A 23134-nucleotide genomic window follows, 5' to 3' on the forward strand; every position below is an offset into this window, starting at 1 on the left:
GACGGATCTGCTAGTTAGCAGCAGCGATCTGGCGCAGTACGTACTGCAAGATGCCGCCGTTGCGGTAGTAGTCAGCTTCACCTGGGGTATCGATGCGCAGAACTGCGTCGAACTCGGTCACCTTGCCGTCAACAGCGGTGGCGGTAACCTTCAGGGTCTTCGGGGTGGTGCCGTTGTTCAGCTCGGTCACGCCGGCGACTGCGAAGGTCTCGGTACCGGTCAGGCCCAGCGAATCAGCGGACTCGCCCTCTGGGAACTGCAGTGGCAGAACGCCCATGCCGATCAGGTTCGAGCGGTGGATGCGCTCGAAGGACTCGGTGATGACGGCCTTGACGCCCAGCAATGCGGTGCCCTTGGCAGCCCAGTCACGCGAGGATCCCGAACCGTATTCCTTGCCACCCAGAACGACCAGCGGGGTGCCGGCAGCCTTGTAGTTCTCTGCAGCGTCGTAGACGTAAGCCTGCGGAGCACCTTCCTGGGTGAAGTCGCGGGTGAAGCCACCCTCGACGCCGTCCAGCAGCTGGTTCTTGATGCGGATGTTCGCGAAGGTACCGCGGATCATGACCTCGTGGTTGCCACGGCGCGAGCCGTAGGAGTTGAAGTCCTTGCGATCCACGCCATTCTCGATGAGGTAGCGGCCAGCCGGGGTCTCCGACTTGAACGAACCTGCAGGAGAGATGTGGTCGGTGGTGACCGAGTCGCCCAGCTTCAGCAGCACGCGAGCGCCGGAAATGTCCGACACAGGCTGTGGCTCAGCGGTCATGCCCTCGAAGTATGGTGCCTTGCGCGCATAGGTCGACTTCTCGTCCCAAGCGAAGGTCGAACCCTCTGGGGTGTCCAGTGCCTTCCAGCGGTCATCGCCGTCGAAGACGCCTTCGTAGCCCTTGGCGAACATGTCCTTGTCGATCGAAGAATCGATGATCTCCTGGACCTCGACAGGCGATGGCCAGATGTCCTTCAGGAAGACATCGTTACCCTCGGCGTCCTGGCCCAGTGCGTCGGTTTCGAAGTCGAAGTCCATGGTGCCAGCCAGTGCGTAGGCGATGACCAGTGGCGGGGAAGCCAGGTAGTTCATCTTCACGTCTGGGTTGATGCGGCCTTCGAAGTTGCGGTTACCCGACAGGACTGCGGTGGCTGCGAGGTCGTTGGCCTGGATGGCTTCGGAGATCTCGGCATCCAATGGACCGGAGTTGCCGATGCACGTTGCGCAACCGTAGCCGACAACGAAGAAGCCGAGCTTCTCCAGGTATGGCAGCAGGCCGGACTTCTCGTAGTACTCGGTGACAACCTTCGAGCCTGGTGCGACCGAAGTCTTGACCCAAGGCTTGGAGGTCAGGCCCTTTTCGGCGGCGTTGCGAGCCAGAACGGCTGCGGCCAGCATGACCGAAGGGTTGGAGGTGTTGGTGCACGAGGTGATCGAAGCGATCGAAACCAGGCCGTGGTCCAGGGTGAACTGGGTGCCATCTTCCTTGGTCACGTCCACGGCTACCGATGGGCGGCCAGCGCCCTGGGTGTCCTCGGAGTCCGATACGTAGTTGTGCAGGTCCTTGCGGAACTGCTCCTTCGCAGAGGACAGCTCGATGCGGTCCTGCGGACGCTTCGGGCCGGAGATCGATGGAACAACGGTGGACAGGTCCAGCTCGAGGTATTCCGAGAAACGGATTTCGCGGCTTGCATCGTGCCACATGCCCTGTTCCTTGGCGTAAGCCTCGACCAGTGCCACGTTCTCTTCGCTGCGGCCGGTCAGGCGCAGGTAGTCGAGGGTGACATCGTCGATCGGGAACATTGCGGCGGTCGAGCCGAATTCTGGGGACATGTTGCCGATGGTTGCACGGTTGGCCAGTGGCACAGCTGCCACGCCCTCGCCGTAGAACTCGACGAACTTGCCGACCACACCGTGCTTGCGCAGCATTTCGGTGATGGTCAAAACCACGTCGGTTGCGGTGGCGCCAGCTGGGATCGAGCCAGCGAGCTTGAAGCCGACAACGCGCGGGATCAGCATGGACACTGGCTGGCCGAGCATTGCTGCTTCGGCCTCGATGCCGCCAACGCCCCAGCCCAGCACGCCCAGGCCGTTGACCATGGTGGTGTGCGAGTCGGTGCCGACGCAGGTATCAGGGTAAGCGCGCAGTACGCCGCCCACTTCGCGGGTCATGACGGTGCGAGCCAGGAACTCGATGTTGACCTGGTGCACGATGCCGGTTCCCGGCGGGACGACCTTGAAGTCGTCAAATGCGGTCTGTCCCCAGCGCAGGAACTGGTAACGCTCGCCATTGCGCTGGTATTCAATTTCCATGTTGCGCTCGACAGCGCCTTCGAAACCGAAGGTGTCGATCTGCACGGAGTGGTCGATGACCATTTCGGCAGGTGCCAATGGGTTCACACGGGTTGGATCGCCACCAAGGTCCTTGACGGCTTCGCGCATGGTTGCCAGGTCGACAACACAAGGGACACCGGTGAAGTCCTGCATGATGACACGAGCCGGGGTGAACTGGATTTCGGTGTTCGGCTGAGCCGAAGCATCCCACTGACCCAGTGCATTGATGTGCTCGCTCGTTACGTTCGCGCCGTCTTCGGTACGAAGCAGGTTCTCCAGCAGAACCTTAAGGCTGTAGGGAAGGCTTTCTGAGCCTTCAACCTTGTTCAGTCGGTAAATTTCATATTCGGTTCCATTGACGTCAAGTACGCCTTTGGCACCGAAGCTGTCCACATTGCTCACGTGGGACTCCTCTCGCCAGACACTCATTCTGTTGCACGCGCACACTGTAATTCCAGTTAGGAGTTCCTAACTGAGATAGTCAGGTTCCTAGCGCGGCAGAGCTAAAAACAGTCTATCGCCAACTGTGGGAAAAAGACTCCTCGGAATAAACTTTCATCGAAATTCGTGTCAGAATGTACGATTTCAGCTCGTTACTGGCGGACAAAGAGCCCGATGGACTCCATATGGTGGGTATGCGGGTATAAATCGTGAATCTCGACGTGCTCTAATTCATAGCCGCGTGACGTCAATCTGGCGATATCCCGGGCAAAAGACGCCGGGTCGCAGGAGACGTAACAAATGCGCGATACAGCGCTGGAGCCCAGTTCCGTGGCGACTTGCTTGTCGATTCCTGCACGCGGCGGATCAAGCACCACCGCGTCCAGCTGGGCATCGCGGGACACCTGGCGCAAAACCCGCTCAACGCGGCCGCGAATCACGGTAGCTTGCCCGAACGCCTTCAGATTTTTCTTCGCATCGGCGTGGGTTCCCGGGGCACCCTCGATCGAAAAAATCCGTCCTTGCTGTCCCACCGACTTAGCCAAAGGCAACGAGAACAATCCTGCTCCGGCATAAAGATCGGCGATGTGCTCACCGCGCGACGGCTCGATCAAGTCGAGAACGCGTTCGCTGAGCAAGCTGGCTGCTGAACGGTGCACCTGCCAGAAACCTTCGCCGGTAATGCGATACTTCTCCCCCAGGACTTTTTCGCCCAGCCATGGGTTGCCGGCCAAAACCTGCAACGATCCCTTGCCATCTGCCGCCGACCCGCCATGCTGGCTGAAAGAGGCAACATTCACCCCTTCGGGGAATTGCTTGGCTACCTTGGCGGCTGCACCTTGCTTGGCTTCAGAAAGCAGCACCAGGATCGTTTGATCATCCGCGCTGGACACCGCAACTTCCACGCGGTCAATGCCCGTGTAGTCCACTGCGTAGATCCCGCTGCTCTCGATGGCGGAATGCGCCAAGGGCATCGACTCGATGCTCGTGAGCTTATTGCTGCGAAAAGCGCTCATCGCCAAGTGGCCCGAGCCATCCACCGAGTACGACATGCGGGTACGCCACCCCAGGCCATCGGCTGCTCCAGCGACCGCTTGAACCGGCGGGAAGTTGTAGTCCTCTGCCTTCAGCCCGGCCAGGCGAGTGAACTGTTCGGCGGCCACCCGCGCCTTGAGCTCGCGCTGATGCTCCAGCGAAATATGGCCGAATTCTGCGCCACCCACCGGGTCGCGGTGCTTCAGCGCGTCAGCTGCATCCCAGAAATGCGGTACCCGGTGCTCGCTGGCCTCGTGCACCTCAACGACGTCGGCGCGCCAGAATTTTGCATCGGGCGCCGAATCGGTCAGCCGAACCGATACCAATTCGCCGGGAATGCCGTGGCGCACAAAAATCACGCGACCCTCGTGGCGGGCCACCGTGTGCCCTCCATGGGCGATATTGCCCAAGCGAACCTGCAGCAGTGGTGATTCAGTCATGTTTTCGTCTTTCGTCAGAAGCATTGTTAGCGGTGTGCCGAGTATTCTTCGGTGGCCCCGCCACCGACAGCGCGCGAAGCGCTAAGCAAGCGCCAGGGCACCGAGGCGATGAGCACCCCTGGTTCATAGTGCAGGCGATTTTTCACTCTCAGCGCGGTCTGGTTGTGGACCAGTTGCTCCCACCAATGCCCGACCACGTATTCGGGGATGTACACCACGATCAGTTCGCGTGGCGACTCGCGCTTGATGGAACGAATATGTTCGATCAGCGCACCGGGGATGTCGCGGTAGGGCGAAGCCAAGGCCGTAATCGGCACGGGAATGCCCAAACGCTCCCAGTCCTCAAGGGTCTTTTCAGTTTTCGCGCGCTCGACGTCAACGATGATTGCCTCCAGCTTCGAAGGCCGGGAAGCGCGGGCGAACGCCAGTGCGCGAAGCACGGGCTTGCGCACCGTGGAGACCAGAACCAGGGCATGCACTCGCGAAGGCAAGGCGGTGGCCGCATAATCCTCGTCGACTGCCAATTCCGCATCGACCTTCTGATAGTGACGCTGCAGGGAATCCATGATCAGCATCAGCACCACGATGCCCAGCAGCGCCAGCCACGCGCCGTGCACGAACCTGGTAGCCAGGACGACCACCAGCACCAGGGCCGAGAGGATCAAGCCGACCAGATTCAGCATGCGCTTGCGCTGTTTCGCAGCGCGAATCCTCCGGTCCGCGACAGGAACCAGAACACGCTTCCAGTGCTTGAGCATGCCCAGCTGGCTGAGTGTAAAGGAGACGAAAACGCCGACAACGTAGAGCTGCACCAGCAATGTCACGTCGCCTTGGAAGAGCAGCACCAGGGCAATGGCGGCCACGCCCAAGGACAGGATGCCGTTGGAGAACCCCAGCCGGTCTCCGCGGGTTCGCAATTGGCGCGGCAGGAAACCGTCGGTGGCCAAGTGGCTGGCCAGCGACGGGAATGAATTAAAGGCCTGGTTTCCAGCCAGGAGCAGCACCGCGATAGTCAACACCGACACGAGGATGAGGCCCAGCGTGTAGTCGCCGAAGACCGCCTGGGCCAATTGCCCCAATACCGGCACCTGGACGAAGCCCTCGGGGATCGGTCCGCCGTGGAGCAGGAATGATTCGTGCGGGTCGGCGACCACTTTAATGCCGGTGGCGCGTGCAAGCATCAGGGTGCCAAGGGTGAGTACGCCGGAAAGCAAGCCCAGTACCAGCAGGATCCGGCCCGCGTTTTTGGCCCGGGGCTTGGCCAGTGTCTGGACATTGGAAATCGGCACTTCGATACCGGTCAAGGCGGCCGATCCGGTGCTAAAGGCACGGAGGATCAGAAGTGCGCCCACCATCCCCTGCAAACCGGTAGAAAATTCCGCTTCGGGGACGATCGTGAATTCTGCGCTAGGCGCCAGGCCGAGGTTTCCGGTGAGAGCCATGACGCCGCCAATGGCAATGAGCAACAGCATCCCGGCAACAAAGAGATACACCGGAATGGCCAGGGTCCACCGCCCCTGGCCGGTGCCACGGAGGTTTCCCACCACCAGCAAGGCCACCAGAGCGGCCGCAACCCAGGCCTTGTGCTCGCCCAGGAACGGGAATATTGCGCTGAGATACGCGGCCGCCGAAGAGCTGGAGACCGCAACTGTCAGCACAAAGTCGACGAGCAAGGCGGCAGCTACGGCAGTGCCCGAGCGTGCGCCAAGATTCTTTTTGACGATCTCGTAATCGCCGCCGCCAGAAGGATACTCAACCACCGATTGACGGTAGGAAAGCACCAATACCACCAGTACGGCCAAAACGGCGACGCCCACCGCCGGGGAGAGCATCGTTGCAGCAATGCCGGCCATGGCCAGGGTCAGCAGAATTTCATCTGGCGCATAGGCCAATGACGACAAGGCGCTGGAGGAGAAAATCGGCAACGCAACATTCGGTGGCAACGGCTTCTTTTTCAGCTGTTCGGTGCTGAAGGGCCGTCCCACCAAAATCCTCTTGAGACCATCAAATAATGCAGGCACGTCATAACGTTATCGCAGGTGCGCAAGGCACACGGGCGGTTCGCCGCCAATAATCTTGGACCGAACAGCGCTATTGTTGCATTCGGAGCACCGTTAGGCGGTGCTCCGGACTAATCATCGCAAGCAGCAATCCAAGGAGTTCTCGGTGGCACATTTTGTGATCATGGGGTGCGGCCGCGTCGGCGTTTCGCTAGCCCATACACTGGATTCAGCGGGACATTCGGTGGCAATCATCGATCAAGACCCCCATGCTTTCCGCCGTCTGGGCAAGGACTTCGCCGGTCTTACGGTGACCGGACGAGGATTTGACCGCGACACCTTGGAAGCGGCCAAGATTGATGGCGCCTATGCGTTTGCTGCCGTATCCAGCGGTGATAATTCCAACATTCTCGCTACTCGCGTAGCCCGCGAAACCTATAACGTTCCCCATGTGGTGGCCCGTATTTATGATCCGGGACGCGCCGAAATCTACCAGCGCCTGGGCATACCCACGGTAGCTGCGGTGCGTTGGAGCACCGACCAGGTATTGCGCCGAATTCTGCCCGACTATTCGATGCGCGGGGACTTCCGGGAACCGTCGGGACGTTTGGTTCTCACTGAAGTAGCACTGAACCGGGACTGGTACGGCCGCCTGGTCAAGGATCTGGAAGCCGCCGCTGGCGTGCGCGTTGCCTACCTCACTCGATTTGGCGAAGGCACTATTCCGCAGAACCGCACCCGCCTGCAAGGCGGGGATCTGGTCCATGTCATGATGCGCATAGATCAGCTCAAGGACGTTGAAAAGATCCTTGCCAGCCCTCCCGCTCCCCTGCCCAACGACTGACTGAGAGGACCCCATGAAGGTCATGATTGCCGGAGCCGGTTCGGTCGGTTCCTCCATCGCCCGCGAACTGCTAATCAACGACCACGAGGTCTTGCTCATCGATATCCAACCCGAGATGGCGCAGCGCGAAGATCTCCAAGGAGTGAAATGGCTGATCGGCGACGCCTGCGAGCTTGCGGTTCTGCAGCAAGCGCATCTAGAGGATTACGATGTGGTGGTCTCCGCCAGCGGTGATGACAAGGTCAATCTTGTTGTCTCGCTGTTGGCAAAGAGCGAATTTGGCATCCGTCGCACCGTAGGCCGGGTGAATAATCCAAAAAATGAGTGGATGTTCGACGATGCTTGGGGAGTCGACGTTGCGGTCAGCACCCCGCGCTTGATGACTGCCCTGGTCGAGGAAGCCGTGGAAGTCGGCGACCTGGTGCGCCTGCTGACATTGAAAACCGGCGAGGTCTACATGGTGGAATTTACCGTTCCCCACGACTCCGCGCTCATTGGACGCACCATCGGGCGAATTCCCTGGCCGCAGGACACCACGCTCATGGCAGTGGTCCGCGACAAGACGCCCTTCCCGCCAAGTGCAGATGACGTAGTTGAGGGTGGCGATGAAATCTTCTTCATCACCACCCCCCAAGCAGAACCGCTGTTGCGCCGGACCTTGCGCGAAGCCACCCGCTAGTTCGCCACTGCCCCCGAGGAGTCGCCGGTTGCGGTTTCAGCTGGCTTGGACAAGAGCCAGGCAAACCACAGCCCGGCGGCGTACAGCGGAACGCCCATCAAGGCCCGGGCAACGCCCAACGCCACCACATGATCGGTGTAGTACATCGGCAGTTGCACCGCCAGGCGCAAGGCAAAGACCCCGATGATGATCCACGTCGCGATCTGGTAGCGGCGCAGCCGATCGGCCTTATTGCGCCATTCGACGCCTTCATTGCGGATGAATCCGAACAGCAGGCCAATCAACGGCCAGCGGAGAACTACGGAGACAACCAGTGCGAGCAGGTAGGCGCCGGAAGTATAGAACCCGGGGATGTAGTAGTCTTTCGCGTTGCCCGTATGACGGGCGGCGAAGGCACAAATCAAGATGCCGATCAGGCCAGAAGCGGACTGAATCAATGTAGAGCGCTTGGCCAGTCGGATGACCATGAAAATCACTCCAAGGCCGATCGAGGCAAACAGTGCCCAGGTCAGGTTGCTGCTCAAGGCAAAAACCATGATGAAGATAAAGCCGGGCAGCACCGTTTCAAGGATTCCGCGTACGCCGCCGACGGTCGACAGCAGATCGATCCCGCCATCCGCGTTCTGGGCGATATTGGAATTCGCGCCAATCATCGACGCAAAAGACGGTTTGGCCTCTGGCTCAGGTTGCTGGTCGCCGTCGCGCCCGGATTCCTCGTCGTGCATGATGCCCACTTCCATATTTCCAACAGCACACAGGCTGCCCCGCCACTGCGGAAATTAGTCTCCAGCTACCCGCGGGGTACCGGGACAATTACATAACGCGGATTAAAGATCGTTGGGATCTGTTCCACCGGAGCGACCATCCCAGAATAGGTAACTTTCACCCCGGGCTTGATACCCGGTACCGACTTTTGCCCCATGAAGATCAAACGCACATGGGCCACCGTGCCACGTCGAGCCGCAACGCTGCCAAGCTTGTCGACTACCACAGCTTTGAGCAATGGCGCCTCGTTGGGCGCGGAGTAGCTGACAGATTGGACGTACCCGGTGTGCTTGACCCTGCCTTTGACGGGCAACTGGTCCAGCGAGTCCAGGCACTGATAGTTCAATGTCGGATCCGATGGGCCCAGATGCGCCGCGACCGGCTTATCCTTCAACGACATGATTAGCCGATCTGGGTAATCTCTGGTCCGCGCTCGGGCCGCTTGATCTCAGGCTGAGCGTCTTCCTGAACTGGACGGGTCTGAGCATTTGCCGGCACATTCAAGGGCAGCAATTCTGCGGGAGGCAATGGCTTGTCGCCGCGGTTGACGATGACATCGCGCAAGATCCCATCCACGGTTGCCGCTGCTTCTTCATTGGCAATTGCATTGCCGCCGATGACTGCACGAAGGAACCAGCGAGGTCCGTCGATTCCCACGAAACGCAGTGCGACGTGGCCGGCACGGCCATCTGGCAACTGCTGTGGAACTTTGGCCAGCAGCTCTTCTCCATAGTCGCCATCGCGCTTGAATATCTCGCCGTTTTGCGCGGTGATATCGCTCTTGATCTTGTCCTTGATGCCAGGCCATAGCGACTCGGACTTCGAAGAGGAGAAGGCCATGAGCTGTACTCGCGACTCCGCAATTTCCAGCGAAACCGCGATCACTCGCTTATTGGATTCTTCGACGTCCATTCGAACCTTGAGCCCGCTCACCGGCTTGATCAGGATCGAACCGAAGTCGAGGTACTCATTAGTGTCCGCCACATCGTTGATGTCGTACGGACCAGTTTTTGGTTCTTCAGAACTGGCGGAAACCTCGTTCGATTCAACCGGGGCTTCCTGCTCTTTGGTTTTCTTGCGCTTAAAAATCATGGTTTCCTTAGAAAACTTGGCTGATTGTCAATCAGTGCTTAATTGGCGCTGAATCCACCAGTGGATCCGAAGCCACCGGCGCCACGGGCCGTCTCCTCGAGGGAATCGACTTGGGTGAACACCGCCTGTTCGACCTTCTGGATCACAAGCTGGGCAATGCGGTCGCCGCGGTTGATCGAAAAGGCTTCCTTCTTGTCAGTATTCAACAGCGTGACCATGATCTCACCGCGGTACCCCGCGTCAACAGTGCCCGGGGCATTAACAACCGTTATCCCATGCTTGGTAGCCAGCCCGCTGCGCGGGTGCACCAGCCCGACATACCCGTGGGGAATAGCCAACGCGATGCCTGTACGAACCAGTGCGCGTTCACCTGGCTGAAGCACCAGTCCTTCGCGTGCGTGCAAGTCAGCGCCAGCGTCCGAAGGGTGAGCATAACCAGGCACTGGCAATTCGCTGTCTAGCATCTTGATGGCGATCGAGATTGTTGGCTCACTCATCAGTTTGGTTATCCCCCGGGAGTTTTGTGAAGTGGTCGTTCGACAGTTTTGTTGAGTTAACTCTATCGTGCGCGGCTAGGAATGGGCTGTCACATGCGCCCCGTTCTTGGCTCAAAGAATTATTGCCTAGACTTGGAATCATGAGTAACACCAGCCCTGCGGCATCGAGCGTCCTGTACAGCGAAAAACTTTGGCCTTCGGCCAGCACCTGGATTTGGCCAATCATTATCGCATTGACCGCCGGTATCGCTGTTGCGCCGATCAGCGCCCCGCTCGGCTGGGGCATCGGAGCGGCAATGCTCGTTGCCCTCGTGGTCATTTTCCTCGTGCGCGTGCCGAGCATCGAAGTCACCGATTCGACGGTAACTGTCGGCCGTGCCAGCATCGAACGACAGTTTGTCGGTGAAGTAGTGGGCTACCGCGGCGAAGAAGCCTTCAAGCAGCGTGGGCAGAAATTGCACGGCCTGGCTTACATGTTGTTGCGTGGATGGCTAGATGGCGTGGTCAAAATGGAAGTTACCGATGAGCGGGATACCACTCCGTACTGGCTTACTTCCACCCGCCGCCCCGAAGAATTGGCAGCTTCCCTAGGCGGAGTCATGTATGAGTTCACCGAAGAAGGCAAGGCAGAAGCCGAAGCCGGGGAAGACTCTCCGCTGACTCCTGAAGACTGATTTCGAGGCTGCCAGAGCAGGAATATCCGCATAGAAGATCCCCAATACTGAACGATCAGTGTTGGGGATTTATCCTTCGCACTCGCTGCAGAACTTCTGGCCGTTCTCTTCGCGCACCAGCTGCGTACGGTGCCGGACCATGAAGCAGGACGCGCATGTGAATTCATCAGCTTGTTCGCTAAGAATCTCTACGCTGGCTTCCTCCTGGGCTGCCTCTCCGCCCGGCAACACATATTCTTCGGCCAACGATGCTTCAGACTCATCGATCAGGTTTGCCATTTCAGCGGTCTTGCCCGCTTTAAGCTCAGCGATCTCCTTGGCGCGATCCTCTTCCGAGATAACGGCTGGTGCAGCAGATTCAATTGCCATGATCGTTTTTCGCTCTTTCCTGCAGGTATTCAATCGAGCCGGTAGGTCCACAACGTGAAAAATTCACACCGGCCTAAAAGTATAACGTTCTTCCGGGCAATCCATTCCCATGGGGCAGGACATCAGCCACCGGCTGAAGTTATCGGGAAATAAGGCGTGAAGTTGATGACTATTCTTGCGCCACACCCGGGGCGGTGGTAGGAATTCAGCCTTCGAGGTGGCAGAGTTTTACTCAGGAAATAGAGCGTGTGGAGGGTATTAATGCGTCAGCTGAGACTGGTAGGAATTCATGAAAATGGTTCCAGCCTGCAGGTCAGCAGCGACGACGGGATGAGCTACGAGCTCCCCGTTGACGATGCACTGCGCAGTGCAATGGCAGAAATAGCTCGCTCGCGGGCTCCGAGAAATCGCGAAGAGTCCTCGGTCCACTCGCCACGTGAAATTCAGGCCCGCGTGCGTGCCGGTGCTTCTGCCTACGATCTGTCCCTTGAATGGGATATTCCCGTTGAGGACATCGTGAAGTACGAAGGTCCGGTGCTTGCCGAGCGCGAACACATAGCCGAGCTGGCTCGCCGTGTGGAGGTCTCCGGTCCTCAGACCGATGCTGAATATCGCGAAGTCTTTGGAGAAGAACCTGCCGATCTGGGCTCCATGGTCGTGCACCGCTTCAACCAGTTGCACATCGATAGCGAAACCGCTCGGTGGAACTCGTGGAAGGATCCAGAAGGCCAGTGGATCATTACCGTTGAATTCGATTCGCCGTTGCCAACCGAAAATGTTGAATCCTTGGGAGCTGACTCCTCTGAGGTTTCCGGGAACGTCGCCCGCTGGGCCTTTGCCCCGGCACGCAAAACGTTGAAGAACCTGAATCGCTGGGCCCAGACGCTCAGCGAACAGGTCGCGCCGGAATACTTTCGCCCGATCTCGGCAGTAAGCCAGCCGGAACCAGAGCAGCCTGCGACCAACACCCCTGAAGCTGATGAAACTGAAGAGCTGGTAACACTGCTCAATGCTCGTCGAGGCCAGCGGCCAAAGGATCAGGATCCAGAACGCGAATCCCGTTTCAATGACATCATTGAACGCGGCATGAGCAAGTACGACACTGATGAAGAGGATTCGCTGCCTCACCTTCCGCAGGGAATTTCGCCGCGGACTTCGCAGTTGGTTGTCGTCACCGGTTCCGATCAAGGTGACTCCGACGCCGAGGACAAGCAAGGCGAGCAGAACAACGATGATTCCTCGCCGCGCAAGGCGAAGCGCTCATCGGTACCGAGCTGGGACGACATCATGTTCGGCAAGCGCAAAAAGGATACGGATTCCTAATCCGGAACCAGCCGTGCTTGAATGCGATCGGGCAACACCTGAAGGTGTTGCCCGATCGCATTTTCTATTTGGTTCGATGCACCAGCAGCGGAACGTATCGCTCCCCCGATGTGAGAGAGCCATGCTGCCCAACCATTTCAAAAGCCATGGGAGCGACCCTGCGGCCATCGTAAAAAGCAATGGATTCCGCAGCCAGGATCATCAGATCCCCGAGCCTGGCTTCATGTTCTGGGGTGATCGGCCCAAAATAGCCACGATCTATGGCCTCTTGGCGGGTCAAGATCCACGCTTTGGAACCAAATTCCTTATGCCATGCGTGCTTGACTTTGAGCCTGCTGGTTTCGTCTGTCCCCGGTGCGAAGGTCAGCTGGACTCCACGCGGTTCCCCGCTCGTCAGCTCGACGCCATCAACCAGTTCCGGATACCTGCTGTAGTCGATCCGCTGCGATTCGGGAACATCCACCATCCCGTGGTCGCCCGTAATCAGCACCGTGGTTTCTTCCGGCAACCGTGACACGAGGCTCTTGATGACGTAGTCAAGCTCTTCCAAAGTGTCGCGCCACTGGCTGGAATCGACACCGAATTTGTGGCCAGTCTTGTCCAGCTCATTAAAGTACGTGTACACCAGCGCATTGCGCTGGGATTCAAAGACGGTGTGCGTAGCTCGTGCCCGTGCCAACGGCTGATTCGCCGCCACAAATTTAGGCCCGCGCAGCGATGCCCTGGTTAATGCGGACTTCGCAAACATTGGGATGGACACCGTTGCGACATGTATGCCGTGCTCCGCCACCTTTTCGAAAACCGTAGGACGGGTTTGCCAGGCTTCCGGGTTGAGGTCGCTAGGCCAGCCGCCAAGCTGGTTGACAACGCGACGCCGGGCCGGATCCACCACGTCATAGCCGAGCATTCCGTGTTCGCCCGGGGTAACGCCGGTGGCAAGACTGCTCAGAGAGGTTGCCGTGGTCGAGGGGAATCCTGTTCCAAGCTTGCGGCCTTCGGCAAATAGTGAACGCAAAAACGGTGCATGCCCAACGTGGCTTTTGAGCTGGTTCCAGCCCAGGCCATCAACCATGATCACCACAACGCGCCTAGTCGGTTGGAGCCCCAGGGCGTTGCTGAATCCAGGAACCCCCAAGGCAGTTGCAGCCGAAGGAAGAATTTCAGATAGCGTCGCTTGGCCATACTGCGGCGCATCCGGGATTTTTTGTGCTGGCACCGAAAGTTCAGCTGCGTTCAGCGACTCGTGCATGCTCAAGCGATCGTAGCCAATCGCAGTCGCACCGCAAATTCGCGTGCTTTATTGACAGCACGCTGTCCATCAGCCTCGGCGCTGACACGGATAACCAGGTCTTCGGGCTGGGACGTGCCGTTGAGCCCGTGGTCGGCATCGCATTGGGGATCGCCACAGGCAGCCGGAGCCAGGTCAATGCGCTTGGTGCCGCCCCAGGACATGCCGAAGGTCAATTCCTTCACTGGATCCCCGGATGAATAGTGCTGTGGCTGGTGGTACACATAGCTCGTTGCTACCGACGAGATACGTGATAGTGCAATCATTTCAACGGAAACCTGAGCCATAACGTCCTTGCCATGGTCATCAAGCTGCTGGTCATCGACGTGCAAAATGAAAAGCACCTTTTCGCTCTTCACCATGACCGTAATATGGCGGTGCACTTCGGTGTGGTCGAAATGAGTTTCCAGATGTACATAGTGGTCGAGTACTGGCTGCCCGGTCATTGCTTCGGCAAGGACATCCTGAACCATCTGCGGGTAGAAGCCCGCCCGTACCAGATCGTCGAGAAGCTCAGCGCCCGGAGCAGTCGAATATGTTGGAGAACTCATAAGCCAATTCTACTCAGTAGCTACGCCCAATTCACGTTTTGCCCAACTGCTCAGCTTCGCAATGCTCGGCGCACGCTGTCAGTCCGTTGCTCAGCGTTGCTGATCTGGATATTAACTGACAAGACACTCAGCGAATTGGCCGAGACCGAGATTGGAGCGAACTTTGCGACAGTGACCTCAGGATGATTGTCCTTGAAGAGCGATACGCGGGTAACAAAGTCTTTTAATGCCTCCAGATCCACCGCGGCAAGCCCTTGATATCCCAGTAGCCTGACGCTGCTTCGGGGACGACGAATCAGTTGCTCCAGATCATGTGTTGAGAGGGGTGCCACGCCGTGGGCCCAATCGTCCAAGAGGTTCACGGGATCGCCGCTGAGCCCAAAGGAGATCACGGGGCCAAGCAATGGGTCCTCGACCGCTTTCACTACACAGGCTTGCCCGGCCGGCGCCATGCTTTGAACCTCGAGAGCATCGACGCCGTAGTTGCGCATCAGCAGCTTCATATGGGTGAAGTTTGCCTCCAGGCTCTGCTTATCTGGAATGCTCAAGCGGACCCCTCCGAGGTCCAGTCTTTGGCGCAGGTCTGGATCGTTGGCTTTCAGGGCGACCGGCCAGCCAAGTTCATCCGCCGCATCTATGGCTTCTGAAACCGTGTTGACTACCCGGGAACCGTAGATCTGAATTCCGTAGAACCCCAGCAGCTTTTGCGCTTGGGCTTCGGAAAGTTCAAGCAGGTTGGTGCCTGAAACCGTGGCCACTAGTTCTGCGAGGTATTCGCCTGCCCCTTCGGCGTCTATTCCGTCCGGGTCCTCGATGGGTTCGTAGGGAACATCCACCCATTGCTGATAGCCGTACGCTTTCGCCAAGGCGCCAATGGCCGTAGTGGGCGACGTGTATAGCGGAACTCCTTGCTTCACGCCGCCGGTAATTTCAGAGCTTGACAGGCCTGGCACCAAAGCCACAATCGGCTTCGGCTGGTCAAGGAATTCGCGGGCAACTTCTAAAACCGCTGAGGTTTCAAGTCCGGAATAGGGCAGGTGCGCCAGAAGCACAGTATGCACGTCCGAGTCCTCAACGAGCTCTTTGAGCCGCCGCCGGAGCATGGGAATGGCCCGTGATTGCCCGATGCTGTAATCAAGTTCTTCGCCGTGAATGGCGGCGTTGAGGTTCCGGTCCTCGGCGACATCGCAAATGACTTCGGCGATGGTCAAAGAATTCGAGATGATTGCGACATTTGGCCCCTGGGGTGGCGGGAATACCGACAGCAAGGACGTCACATCCAATAATTCTTCCGATGAGCGAACGCGAATGACACCGGATTGGCGCAAGATGGCGTTCATCGCTCCTGCTGGCGCTTGCCCGACGCGTACCGAGTGGCCTGGCGGGAGCCGGCGGCCCATGACATCAGTTTTCGCCACGACCACTGGCTTGCGACGCGCTAGCCTGCGCGCAATGCGGGCAAATTTTCGTGGGTTGCCGAAGGATTCCAAGTACATGGCAACAACGTCCGTGCGCGGATCATCCTCGAAAAACTGCATGGCGTCATTGCCGGACACGTCGGCGCGCAAGCCAGCAGAAATTGCGCTGCTGACGCCGACGCCTTGTTGAATGCCCACGCCCTGGAGGATCATCCCCATCGCAGCCGATTGGCTGAAAAAACCCACATTGCCCCGGCTCGGAACTCCGGGACTACCCGAAACATGCAGATTGACCGAGGGATCGGTATTGATGAGTCCAAGGGATGCCGGCCCCACCACACGCATGCCGTTGGCCCGGGCCAAAGCGACCAATTCGCGTTGGGCCGAGAGCCCTTGAGCAGATTCATACCCAGCGGACATGATGATCAGTGCCTTCACCCCATGTTTGGCGCAGTCCTGGATGGCTTCCAGGACTCGCTCTCTTGGGATGCATAGGACCGCCACGTCAACGGCGCCGGGAAGTTCGGTGACCCTGCCATAAGCGACCATACCTCCAACTTCAAGGGCAGCATCGTTCACCGCATAGACGGTGCCTGTGTAACCGGACTCGACGATCCTCTCCAAAACGTCATGGCCTAATTTTCCCCAGGTGCGGCTTGCACCGATCACCGCTATCGACTGTGGTGATAATAGGCCTGCAACACTGCTCGCTTCCGCTCGGTGCTCCCGGGACTCGGTGACTTCACGAGACTTCTCGGTGGGGCTGATGGAAAATTCCAGCATCACCACCCCGTCTTCAAAGTGCCTGGCCACCGCGTAACCTGCATCCGAGAAGACCGTCAGCATCTTGCGGTTTTCCGGAAGTACCTCGGCCGAGAATTTCTCGATGCCGTTTTCGCGGGCTGCTGCTGCCAAGTGCTCCAGCAAGATCGAGCCAATGCCAGTCCCCTGATATTCGTCGGAGACGTTGAAGGCAACTTCGGCCTCTTTTGGATCATCGAGCCGGTCATAACGGCCAACACCAATAATCCTTGATCCGCGCACCACTGTGAAGGCGACTCGATTCACATGGTCGACGTTGGTGAACCGTTCGAGCTCTTTAGGGGTCAGGGAGGACTTGTACGTAAAATAGCGTAGGTAGACCGAGGTTTCGGATTGATGCTTGTGCATCTCTTGCAGGGCCTGCGCATCCATTGGGGTGATGGGCCGCAGATGTGCCGTTGTTCCGTCGCGAAGCACAACATCTGCTTCCCAATGCGCTGGATATGCCGCCGAAAGTTTACGATCCACCATAGGCTTAGAATAGTCGCGACCTTGGTGATGTGCCCAGACGCAACACGAAGTATCGACGGCCCCGGCCGCACCACAGCAGATGAAGGACAAATAGAGTAATGGCTCGTAAGAAGTCTGAAGAGATTCCAGAGGATTTCGTTGAAAATATCGTCGATATCGACGTCACCAATGAAATGGAATCCTCCTTCTTGGAGTACGCCTATTCCGTCATCTATTCACGTGCCCTTCCCGACGCCCGTGACGGACTGAAACCAGTACAGCGTCGAATTCTTTTTCAGATGTCCCAAATGGGGCTGCGCCCCGAAAAGGGCCATGTCAAGTCCGCCCGCGTGGTGGGCGAAGTCATGGGAAAGCTGCACCCGCATGGCGACGCCGCCATTTATGATGCGATGGTTCGACTGGCCCAGGACTTCTCGCTGCGCTTGCCGCTCATTGATGGGCACGGCAACTTCGGCTCGCTGGATGATGGACCTGCGGCGCCACGCTATACCGAGGCGCGACTGGCCGCATCCGCTGTGGCGATGACGGCGAACCTGGATGAAGACGTCGTGAACTTCATTCCGAACTACGACAACCAGTTCATGCAGCCCGAGGTGCTCCCGGCGGCTTTCCCCAACCTCTTGGTTAACGGAACCACCGGCATCGCCGTGGGCATGGCAACGAACATGGCACCGCATAACCTGGGCGAAGTGATCGCGGCCGCGCGGCATCTGCTCATTGAGCCCGAAGCCACGGTCGAAGAACTGATGAAGTTCATCCCGGGTCCTGACTTGCCGTCAGGCGGAAGCATCATCGGCCTCGACGGCGTTAAAGATGCGTACCGCACCGGGCGGGGCCTGTTCCGCACCCGAGCTACGGTAGAGCTGGAAAAGGTCTCGGCACGCAAGTCGGCGCTGGTGGTCACCGAGCTGCCGTACGGCGTAGGGCCTGAAAAGGTGATCGAAAAGATCAAGGACGGCGTCAACAACAAGAAGATCGTCGGCATCTCTGATGTTGTTGATCTGACTGATCGCCACCACGGCCTGAAGCTGGTCATTGAGCTGAAGAATGGCTTCAACGCCAATGCGGTGCTGGCTAGCCTGTTCAAGTACACCCCCATGGAGGATTCCTTCGGCATCAATAACGTTGCCCTGGTCAATGGGCAACCGCGGACCATGGGATTGCGTGAACTGCTCACGGTCTATGTCGACCACCGGCTTGATGTCGTGCGCCGACGCACCGTTTACCGTTTGGCCAAGCGTGAAGACCGCCTGCATCTGGTCGAGGGCTTGCTGATCGCCATCGTAGATATTGATGACGTTATCGCCATCATCCGTTCGTCGGAACAGACCAATGAAGCACGCCAGAGGCTGATGACGGTCTTTGACCTCAGCGAGCCACAGGCAAACCATATTCTGGAACTGCGCCTGCGCCAGCTGACCAAATATTCCAAGCTTGAGCTGGAAACCGAAGCAGAGCAGCTGCGCGAGGAAATCGAGAAGCTGCGAGCCATCCTGGAATCCGACCAATTGCTGCGTTCTGTGGTCTCCGAGGAGTTGGAAGCCATGGCGGAGACCTTCGGCACGCCTCGTCGGACAAAACTCCTCAAGTCCGCGCAGCTCGCTCCGCTCAAGGGCACCGCCTTGCCGGAAGCGGTCGGCAGCGGCAAGCAGGTGAAGCTGACTATGGAGATTTCCGATAGCGCGTGCTGGGCGCTGCTCTCAGCCACCGGCCAGATCGCTCGCACCCACGATCGCGCCCAGCTGGACTTCGCCTCAGCCCGGATTAAGCACGATGTGCTGATCTCCCAGGTGGCCTCCAGTGCCCGCGGCGAAATCGGCGCACTAACCAGCACCGGCAGGATCATGCGCATTTCCCTGATTGACGTGCCCGTGCTGCCTGAGTCCCACGGGTTCCCGCAGCTGGCACAGGGTGTTCCGGTGGCCGAGTTCCTGAAACTTCCCAAGAATGAAACGGTCATCGCGCTCGTTCCATTAAATGAGGTCCTGGCCATTGGTACCCGTCAGGGCGTCGTGAAGCGAGTGACCCCGGAGTACCCGTTGAACCGTGACGAGTTCGAGGCCATTACGCTCAAGGACGGCGATGCGGTGGTTGCCGCTGCGGTGGCTGGAGAAGACGACGAATTGGTCTTCCTCACCCGCGGTGCGCAACTGCTGCGATTCCCTGCCTCTGCTGTGCGCCCGCAGGGGCGCACCGGCCGCGGCATGGCCGGAATCAAGCTCAGCGCCGATGACCACGTCATCTTCTTTGGTGTCGTCCCCCCGTCGGCACAGAATGCCGTAGTGGCGACCATTGCTGCGGGTTCGCAAACCTTGCCTGGAACTTCTGGCCAGTCGGTGAAGCTCACCGAGTTTGCCGAGTTCCCCGCCAAGGGGCGTGCCACGGCCGGTGTTCGCGCCCACCGTTTCATCAAGGGTGAAGACCACCTGCAGCTTGCCTTTGCCGGGCAGGGACCAGCGCGAGCTAGTTCAAGTGCCGGTGTGGTTCGGGCCTTGCCGACAGAGTTCGGAAAGCGTGATGGATCCGGGGCACCGCTTGCACAGACCGTCAACATCCTCGGCGGTTCTTTGAGCGCTGCCGAATCATCCGCTGCCCAGGCACCGGACTCACCTGCCGACGCACCAGTGGGCAACGCAGTTCAAGACGAGCATCCGAAGGCAGCCCCGGCGTTCAACCCGGGCGAAGATACCTTGCCCTTTGACGACGGCGGAGTAATTCTCTAGGCAGCTGGGTTCGACACGGAAAAGGTGCTGCAACGGATTCGCGATCTGTTGCAGCACTTTTCTAGTTGGATCAAGCAGCAACCTTGGCTTCCAGCTGGATGCGTTCATGGCACTGTTCGGCCAATCGCTCATCGTGGGTAATGAGCACGACCGTGCGATCTTGCAGAGCACGGCGCAGCGTATCCATCAGTTCAGCGGCCTCGTCTGCTCCCAAGTGCGCTGTGGGCTCATCGAGCAGAACCACTTGATGTCCGCCAAGCAGGGCACGGGCAACGGCCATCTTGCAGCGCTGGCCTCCTGAAAGATGATGTCCGCCAGAACCAATCCTTGTTTCCAGCCCCTCGGCTTGCTGCTGATACCAGGAGTGCAATCCTACGTGCTGTAGCACCTCGACAAGTTGCGCATCCTCGCGTTGCTCCCCTTCGGCTACGCCGAGCATCAGGTTGCGACGTATCGAGGAATCAAACAGGTGGGCTTCCTGCGGGCACCACGCCACGGAGTTCAGCTTGGCCCCGTGAACCGGACTGCGCATGCCGCGTTCGTCAATGAGGCTCAAGGTGCCGGCGCGCACCGGCAAGGCCCCAAGCAATGCGGTCATAAGAGTGGACTTCCCGGAACCGGAAGGACCAACGATTGCGGTCCATCGGCGTTGCGGAATGGTCGCGGTCAGCTTGTCGAGCACATTTGGTCCATGGCCGTACCCCAGGCTGACTTCGTCCAGCTCGAATCCTGCAACCTCCGGGGTGAGACTGGCAGCGTGATCGTTTTCGCGGCTTTGCTGGTCCTGGGTGGATAGCCCGTGTTGCTCCAGAAGCCCGGTCAATTGTTTCAAGGCTTGCCCTTGCTGGACCGCCAGCAGGGCGCTGGTGGCGCTATCACCCAAGGCCAGGCTGAGCAGCACGGCCAACGCAGTCAACGATGCCGAGCTTTGGGAAACCGCGGCCACCACAATCGCCATCAGCACGCTGAGCAATACGGCGAGCGCAGGAGCACTCCCCTGGCCAAGCGCGTGGCGTTGCGCGTCCTTGGTATTTTCCTGTTCAGCGCTATTGACTGAAGCGAGAGCCGCGTTGAGGGAACCGTTAATCCGCAATGCTGATTTATGCCGCAAGATTCCCAGAACGGATTCGTTCATGGCCATTCGATGGGTCATTTGGCGTACCAGATGCTGTCCTTCAATTCTCTGGACCAGCCATCTAACGGGGAAAGCCAGGAGAATGCCAGCGATGACCGCTGTCCATCCGAATTCCGGCTGGATGAGGAACAAGGCTACGGTTGCGACGCCCCAGAGGGATATTGCTGAGATTGGCGGGAAAACCACTCGCGCAAGCTGGTCACGCAGTTCATCCACTTCCGCCAGGAAGAAACGCAATACGACAGACGACCGGCTAAAAAGTCCCCAGCGGGCAGGGTCGGCCACCATGGCGTTCCAAATTTTTTCGCGAAGCTTCCCGGCGTATTCGAGGACTGCATCGTGAATGGCCAGCTGTTCCAAGTAGCGGAAAGCTGCTCTGCCGATTCCCAGGGCGCGGACCATGACAAAAGCGACGCTCAAGTGGAGGATCGGTGGCTGATAGCTGGCTTCAACAATCAGCCATCCGCTCAATGCCGCCAAGGCGACGGCACACAAGACACTGATCGTTCCCCACGCCACGGCTTTGGGCGCGCTCCTGTAGCCTCTGAGCAGTTCTCGACGAGGGTTAAACCGCTGTCGGCTCTGATCCAATGCCGTGGAGGGCACTGCATCTTGAATGCCGCTAGCCCGATGATCGGATTCCTGGCCCGACCATGCTGGTTTCGGCGTGATACTGGCTCCACGTCCCTGCGAGTTGTCGATCAATGGATCATGGCTTGCAATGAGAACTGCGCAGCGTGCAGGGATTTCGCTGAGCAATTGGCGTACCACCGACGCGTTATCGTCATCAAGGTGAGCCGTCGGCTCATCAGCCAGGAGCAAGGTGCATTGGGGGTCGCTGTGCAGGCGTGCCACGGCCCGCAGTACTTCTAATCGGCGTAGTTCGCCGGGCGAGTATTCGGCGATTTTGCGCCCAAGCATGTGATCCATCGACAGGCGTTCTGCCAGCTCACTGACAAGTCCGGGCCTTGGTGTGTGAATGTCTTGAGCTAGTTGCTCTTCCCCGGTCTCCGCATCAAAACGCGGATGCTGATTGATCAAGGCTATGGAACCCGAAGTTCGAATGGTGCCTTGAACCAATTCTGGATCAAAAGCATTGTCGCTGCAGCTTGCTTCCGCGATTAGCGTGATCAGAGTTGTCTTGCCCGTACCGCTAGACGTAGCGATGATCTTCCGCTCCCCCGCACCCAGGCTGAGGTTCAGGTTTTTGCATATTTGTTCATTGCCTTCGTATCGCACACTGAGATTCTCAATTTCCAGAACCTTGGATGCCCGCGCTGGCGAGGCACCGATAGTGGCAGTGCTTGGAGCAGCCGCAGTCATATTCTGGTACCGCTGATAGGCTGCCAGGCCGTCGTCGGCCGCGTGATAGGCAGACCCGACTTCACGAAGGGCCGAAAAGAGCTCCGGCGCCAGAATCAGGATGGTAAATCCTGCGGACAGTTCCATCGAACCGTTGACGAGTCTCACGCCGATGAAAACCGCTAGCACTGCTACAGAGAGCGTTGAAATAAGTTCCAGCCAGAAGCTGGACATAAACACGGTCCTGAGATTGGCCATGGTGGCAATACGGTACTTCTCGCCGACCTGCGCGATGGCGTTGCCTTGTTGACGTGCCCGGCCCAGGCCTAGGAGCGCAGGTAGCCCTTGGGCTAGTTCATAGAGCTGGCTCGCCAACCTGTCGAGGGATGATTGCGATTCTTTGAGCGTGTCTTGCGTATGCATTCCAATGAGCGCCATGAACACCGGAATCAAGGGAACCGTCAGTAGCAGTATCACCGCGCTGATCCAGTCGAGTCGCAGAATGTAGATGCCGAGCAAAAGCGGAACAGCAGCGGCACCAATGAGAGCTGGAATGAACTTTGTGAAGTAATCGTCCAGCTTCTCAATTCCATGGCTGGCCAGTGTGGCTACCACAGGGATTGAGTTTTGCGTTGCCGGAACAATCACAGGGTGCGAGGCCTCGGAGCTTAGCAGCTGCATCCGCATCCGTTCCTTGGCTCCCATCCCCATACGCCTCGCGCCCGCGTTTAATCCCCACGCGGCGAGTGCGCGCAGTATGGCGCCAGCGCCTGCAACGAGCAAAAGTTGGGGATCGCTCTTTGCACCGGAGGCCATGGTCGCAATCCACGTTCCCAACGAGTAGGCGACAAGCACCAGCCCCAAGACCTTGAAGACTGAAAAACACGTCAACACAGCGAATTGGCGTGGTGAAATCAGTTCTTTTGGAAGGAATCTTGGGGCTGGCAT

Annotated in this window: 17 protein-coding genes; 5 read left to right on the plus strand and 12 right to left on the minus strand. The window is 58.6% G+C overall.

Going from position 1 to position 23134, the window contains the following annotated elements:
* Positions 1–10: 10 nt before the first annotated feature.
* The 3 genes from acnA to AOZ07_RS10400 all read right to left on the minus strand — a co-directional run bounded on the left by acnA (position 11) and on the right by AOZ07_RS10400 (position 6254).
* Positions 11–2719 carry an aconitate hydratase AcnA gene (gene acnA / locus AOZ07_RS10390; protein ID WP_060701927.1) on the minus strand — a complete coding sequence of 903 codons (2709 nt, stop codon included), beginning with the start codon at positions 2717–2719 and terminating at the stop codon, positions 11–13.
* A 191-nt stretch (positions 2720–2910) separates the two neighbouring features.
* Complete coding sequence (locus AOZ07_RS10395) at positions 2911–4233, minus strand: class I SAM-dependent RNA methyltransferase (protein WP_060703413.1); 1323 nt, start codon at positions 4231–4233, stop codon at positions 2911–2913.
* Between the two features lie 26 nt (positions 4234–4259).
* Positions 4260–6254 carry an APC family permease gene (locus AOZ07_RS10400; RefSeq protein ID WP_098945505.1) on the minus strand — a complete coding sequence of 665 codons (1995 nt, stop codon included), beginning with the start codon at positions 6252–6254 and terminating at the stop codon, positions 4260–4262.
* A gap of 145 nt (positions 6255–6399) precedes the next feature.
* Here AOZ07_RS10400 and AOZ07_RS10405 point away from each other — a divergent pair, with 145 nt between their 5' ends.
* Positions 6400–7077, plus strand: a complete 678-nt coding sequence (locus AOZ07_RS10405; protein WP_060701928.1) for a potassium channel family protein — start codon at positions 6400–6402, stop codon at positions 7075–7077.
* 13 nt (positions 7078–7090) lie between these two features.
* Positions 7091–7756, plus strand: coding sequence for a potassium channel family protein (locus tag AOZ07_RS10410; protein WP_060701929.1), 666 nt, complete (start codon positions 7091–7093; stop codon positions 7754–7756).
* Here AOZ07_RS10410 and AOZ07_RS10415 read toward each other — a convergent pair.
* The 4 genes from AOZ07_RS10415 to dut form a co-directional block, all read right to left on the minus strand.
* Positions 7753–8481 (minus strand): DUF3159 domain-containing protein, encoded by a 729-nt coding sequence (locus AOZ07_RS10415; RefSeq protein WP_060703415.1) that lies wholly within the window; start codon positions 8479–8481, stop codon positions 7753–7755. The two genes, AOZ07_RS10410 and AOZ07_RS10415, sit on opposite strands and share 4 nt — an antisense overlap.
* A 65-nt stretch (positions 8482–8546) precedes the next feature.
* Positions 8547–8921 (minus strand): hypothetical protein, encoded by a 375-nt coding sequence (locus AOZ07_RS10420; RefSeq protein ID WP_060701930.1) that lies wholly within the window; start codon positions 8919–8921, stop codon positions 8547–8549.
* Between the two features lie 2 nt (positions 8922–8923).
* Positions 8924–9613 carry a DUF3710 domain-containing protein gene (locus AOZ07_RS10425; protein WP_060701931.1) on the minus strand — a complete coding sequence of 230 codons (690 nt, stop codon included), beginning with the start codon at positions 9611–9613 and terminating at the stop codon, positions 8924–8926.
* 38 nt (positions 9614–9651) lie between these two features.
* Entirely contained in the window at positions 9652–10110 is a 459-nt protein-coding gene (dut, locus tag AOZ07_RS10430; protein ID WP_060701932.1) for a dUTP diphosphatase, read from the minus strand.
* A gap of 140 nt (positions 10111–10250) precedes the next feature.
* Here dut and AOZ07_RS10435 point away from each other — a divergent pair, with 140 nt between their 5' ends.
* The gene (locus tag AOZ07_RS10435) at positions 10251–10784 is read left to right on the plus strand and encodes a DUF3093 domain-containing protein (protein WP_060701933.1); all 534 of its coding nucleotides are present in this window, start codon (positions 10251–10253) and stop codon (positions 10782–10784) included.
* A gap of 69 nt (positions 10785–10853) precedes the next feature.
* Here AOZ07_RS10435 and AOZ07_RS10440 read toward each other — a convergent pair whose 3' ends face one another.
* A complete protein-coding gene (locus tag AOZ07_RS10440; protein ID WP_060701934.1) occupies positions 10854–11153 on the minus strand; it encodes a DUF4193 family protein in 300 nt (99 codons plus the stop codon).
* Positions 11154–11414: 261 nt separating this feature from the next.
* On the opposite strand from AOZ07_RS10440, the gene sepH reads away from it, so the two are divergent.
* On the plus strand, positions 11415–12476 hold the full coding sequence (gene sepH, locus AOZ07_RS10445; protein ID WP_060701935.1) for a septation protein SepH: 1062 nt from the start codon (positions 11415–11417) through the stop codon (positions 12474–12476).
* 64 nt (positions 12477–12540) lie between these two features.
* Here sepH and AOZ07_RS10450 read toward each other — a convergent pair whose 3' ends face one another.
* From AOZ07_RS10450 to AOZ07_RS10460, 3 genes are read right to left on the minus strand one after another with little or no spacing between them, the layout of a single operon-like run.
* Positions 12541–13725 (minus strand): alkaline phosphatase family protein, encoded by a 1185-nt coding sequence (locus AOZ07_RS10450; RefSeq protein ID WP_060701936.1) that lies wholly within the window; start codon positions 13723–13725, stop codon positions 12541–12543.
* Between the two features lie 2 nt (positions 13726–13727).
* Entirely contained in the window at positions 13728–14315 is a 588-nt protein-coding gene (locus tag AOZ07_RS10455) for a DUF5998 family protein (protein WP_060701937.1), read from the minus strand.
* Between the two features lie 50 nt (positions 14316–14365).
* Positions 14366–17026: a bifunctional acetate--CoA ligase family protein/GNAT family N-acetyltransferase gene (locus AOZ07_RS10460; RefSeq protein ID WP_060701938.1), complete on the minus strand. Its 2661-nt coding sequence runs from the start codon at positions 17024–17026 to the stop codon at positions 14366–14368.
* A 98-nt stretch (positions 17027–17124) separates the two neighbouring features.
* Between AOZ07_RS10460 and AOZ07_RS10465 the strand changes: the two genes are divergently transcribed.
* Complete coding sequence (locus AOZ07_RS10465; RefSeq protein WP_060701939.1) at positions 17125–19749, plus strand: DNA gyrase/topoisomerase IV subunit A; 2625 nt, start codon at positions 17125–17127, stop codon at positions 19747–19749.
* 70 nt (positions 19750–19819) lie between these two features.
* On the opposite strand, the gene cydC is transcribed toward AOZ07_RS10465, so the two are convergent.
* The gene (cydC, locus tag AOZ07_RS10470; RefSeq protein WP_075972479.1) at positions 19820–23134 is read right to left on the minus strand and encodes a thiol reductant ABC exporter subunit CydC; all 3315 of its coding nucleotides are present in this window, start codon (positions 23132–23134) and stop codon (positions 19820–19822) included.

It is taken from the genome of Glutamicibacter halophytocola, from assembly GCF_001302565.1.
GTDB lineage: Bacteria > Actinomycetota > Actinomycetes > Actinomycetales > Micrococcaceae > Glutamicibacter > Glutamicibacter halophytocola.